The organism is Microcoleus sp. C2D2, from assembly GCF_036702495.1.
GTDB lineage: Bacteria > Cyanobacteriota > Cyanobacteriia > Cyanobacteriales > Microcoleaceae > Microcoleus.
This window is the reverse complement of record NZ_JAUBTO010000309.1, coordinates 1-3,628: the sequence shown is the minus strand read 5'-3', so window position 1 is coordinate 3,628 and position 3,628 is coordinate 1. Positions and strand designations below refer to the sequence as shown.

The 3,628-nt window shown below is 43.1% G+C and carries 2 protein-coding genes and 1 pseudogene; 1 reads left to right on the top strand and 2 read right to left on the bottom strand.

Annotation, left to right across the window (positions count from 1 at the left end):
• Positions 1-87: 87 nt before the first annotated feature.
• Positions 88-465 (top strand): annotated as a pseudogene (locus QUB61_RS38410) (GIY-YIG nuclease family protein); the annotation flags it as partial.
• A 481-nt stretch (positions 466-946) separates the two neighbouring features.
• Here QUB61_RS38410 and QUB61_RS38405 read toward each other — a convergent pair.
• Together QUB61_RS38405 and QUB61_RS38400 are read right to left on the bottom strand one after the other, a co-directional pair.
• Entirely contained in the window at positions 947-2,323 is a 1,377-nt protein-coding gene (locus QUB61_RS38405) for a response regulator (protein WP_333136616.1), read from the bottom strand.
• Entirely contained in the window at positions 2,320-3,489 is a 1,170-nt protein-coding gene (locus tag QUB61_RS38400; RefSeq protein WP_333136614.1) for an ATP-binding protein, read from the bottom strand. Before QUB61_RS38400 ends, QUB61_RS38405 begins: the two co-directional genes overlap by 4 nt.
• Between the last annotated feature and the right edge of the window lie 139 nt (positions 3,490-3,628).

Genomic DNA, 3,628 nt, shown 5'->3' with positions numbered 1-3,628 from the left:
AAGCTGGATGCAATGAAAGTTGCACGTCCAGATTTAAAAGAGAGGGGCGAGACATAATAGCCTCCCTCGACTCTACCCAAAGCGAACGGCACCATCTTCTATAAAATTGGAATTACTACTCGATCGATCGAGGAACGAATAGCCGAAGTGCAGCGGGATGTCAGAACGCATTACTTGGATGTTGGCGTCAGCTTCCTGGGATTGTGGGAACACCGGGGCAATGTGGAACTGTACTTCAAACACCGATATCAACCCTTTAACTACCGCATAGGCAAGCTGACGGAGTATTTTGTATTTCCGTTCGTCAAGGCCCTGCTGCAAAATTTGTGTGAGATGAAACCAAAAGTTTTGTCTGTTGTTGAGTTAGAGGCGATCGACGGGATGAGTGCGAACAACACTGGTGGCTCAATTCCGCAGTTTGCCACAAGTCAAGTTAGCCTGAAGTTAACAGCCGTTTTGTCCTGATGTCGGCTCAATACCTCACTGAAAATCATGAAAGGAGACACCATCGAAATTGTTTGTTTTCACACCCATATTTACTTCGGCGCTGATAGCCGCGATGTCGCTGCGCGTGTACGTCAAGGATTCGCTCGGTTTGAGGTACAGCTAGGGCGTGCTTCAGGACAAACACATTAGCCCCCACCCTAAGCGATGTATCAAATTGCATTTTTACCCTCACAGTTTGCCAAAGTCGTTAAAAGATGAGTGCTGAGTTCATCATTAATTTTAGTTGGAGACGGCGTACATAAGCTACTAGAAAAGAAGCTAAGTCGGCGGCGGTTCATAATTCAAGGGGCGTTAAAGGAAAAGCTGTCGCACTCTGTGAGGAGGAATATAGGCTTGCGATCGATGGAAAAATTTGTGAAGAGTGCAAAAATAATTGGCTAATAAGTAAGTATTATTTACGCTTTTCCACCATTTTTCAAGGCTTTGATTATAGTGTGGCTTATAACCCTGCCAAAACTTCTTTATAAAAATGTTTTTTATGGGGATGAATCGGAATTTCGATTGCCAATGTCGTACCTTGAGCAGGTACCGAAATACAACTGAGTTGCCCGCCGTGCTCGTCCACTACAATAGCATAGCTAATCGATAACCCCAGCCCCTTTCCTTGACCCACTTGCTTCGTTGTAAAAAAGGGTTCAAATATCCGTTGTTGAATTTCTTCTCTTATGCCCGGTCCGTTATCAGTAATATAAATACCTACTTGAAAGTCGGAGAGTAACTTGGTGCAAATAGTAATAGTAGGGAGTGGGCTGTTATTATCTGCCTCTTTTGCCAAACTTTTTTGTGAGTGCAACGCATCAATAGCATTAGTCAGAACATTCATAAAAACTTGATTCATTTTCCCCGCATAGCATTCTATCGTGGGCAATTCCTCATACTCTTTTACAACTTTAATTATCGTTTGGCTTACCTCATCTTTCAGTCTATGCTGCAAAATCATCAGCGTACTTTCAAGCCCTTCATGGATATCCACCGCTTTTAACTCAGCTTCATCAAGTCTGGAAAAATTCCGCAGCGATTGTACTATTTCTATGATCCGGTCAACTCCTACGCTCATAGAAGCAATTAGCTTCGGCAAGTCATTCCTGAGAAAAGTGAGATCCATAGCCTCTTGTTGTTTCTGAATAGCTTGTGTGGGATTGGGCAAATCTTCTTCATAGAGTTGCACCAGCCTCAACAAATCTTGAGCGTACTCTGTTACAGGACAGAGGTTCCCTTTAATGAAGTTAATCGGATTGTTAATTTCGTGAGCTACCCCCGCTACGACCTTCCCCAAACTTGACATTTTCTCGCTTTGGATGAGTTGAGCTTGTGCCTGTTGTAACTGTTGTAGAGCCTGCTCTAGTTGTAGGGCTTTCTCTCGCTCTTTAGCTTCCGATTCCTGCAATTGCGCATTTTGCTCGTGTAATTTTTTTTGCAACCGCTGAATAGTTAGTTGATTTTCGACGCGAGCCAAAACTTCTTCTAAATGAAAGGGCTTGGTGATGTAGTCTACTCCTCCAACAGCAAATGCTGTGACTTTATCCAATACTTGATCTAGGGCGCTCAAGAAAATAACTGGGATACCCGAAGTTTTGCCATCTGCTTTTAGGTGTTGGCAAACTTCGTAGCCGTTCATCTGAGGCATAGTGATGTCGAGTAAAATCAAATCGGGTGGGGTAGAACGCGCTGCTTTTAAGGCCATGTTCCCGTTTATTACGGCCCGAACTTTATATCCTTTTTCGCTCAACATAGTGGATAAAAGACGCAGGTTGTCTGGCGTATCGTCAACCACTAAAAGATTGGCAAAATGAGATTCTAATTGCTGGTTTTTCATAGGATTAAATTTTCAGTTAAGGCAGTAATTTTATCAAAGCGAAAGTTATTAACCCAATCGGCGAGAACCTCCGCCGAAGAAGTATCGGATTCAGGGATTGTGGCGACTAAACTTAAAATCAGGTCGGCATCAGCATCGATAGCTCCTTCATGTAACTGTATCACCCACTCCGTAGGCATTGCGGCCAAAGTCGTTCTCAAAAATTCAGTTTCTTCCCCTGCTTTTACACTCAAGTCTTGACTCCCAAACTGAGATAATTTAAGCTGGGGTAAATCTTCATAAATATACTTTAGTCCTAAATGTTCAGCCATTTTGTCAAAAATAACTTCTTCTTGGAACGGCTTGCTCACACAATCGTCACAGCCTGATGATAAAACAATGGCTCGCTCTTCCTCAAAAGCGCTAGCGGTCAGCGCAATAATCGGGGTAGCCTTCTCTTGAATCTTGGCTTTAATTTGTCTAGTCGCTTCATACCCGTCTATCACAGGCATTTGCATATCCATCCAAATTAGGTGGGGTTTCCAAGTTTCCCAGATTGTAATAGCTTCTTGACCATTTACTGCTTCGCGCACCTCCAAGCCAAGCGGTTCGAGAACATTAATTAATAGCAAACGGCTCTCCCATTTATCATCAACCACCAAGATGCGATATGAAGGTTGGTTGGGTTCTAGAGCAATTACCCGCCTTCTTGATTGTCGAGGCTGAACTTCAGCCATCTCAGAGGAGCTAATTTGGATATCGAAACTAAAAACTGTTCCTCGATTCAAGGTACTGGTGACGGTAATGTCTCCTCCCATCAGTTGTACGAATTGTCGGCTGATGCGTAAACCCAAGCCAGTTCCTTCTAGAGATTTCCGCCCCGCGTCAGTTTGTACAAAAGCCTCAAATAAAGAATCTACCTCAGTAGGAGCAATGCCGTCGCCCGTGTCTTCCACTTCAAACGTAATAGTCCGTGGTTCGTTGTCGGTTAGAAACTTTTGTTTCGCACTAATTGCTGCAACCCGAAGTGTCACACTTCCCTTCGTAGTAAACTTGATCGCATTTCCTAGCAGATTAATTAAGACTTGACGCAATTTACTTTCGTCAGTCTTTACATACTGAGGAATGTTAGAATTGATGTACAAACTGAGCTGTAAACCTTTAGAATCAGCTTTGAGTTTGAGCATTTCTTCGAGAGAATGGATCAAATAATACAGGTCAAAGCTAGTAGGATTTAAGGTAATCCGACCCAGGGTAAGAGCGTCTCAATCATGCTTGACAAAAGGAATCCGAAGAATCTAATATCTTGTCAAGAAAACAAGAACT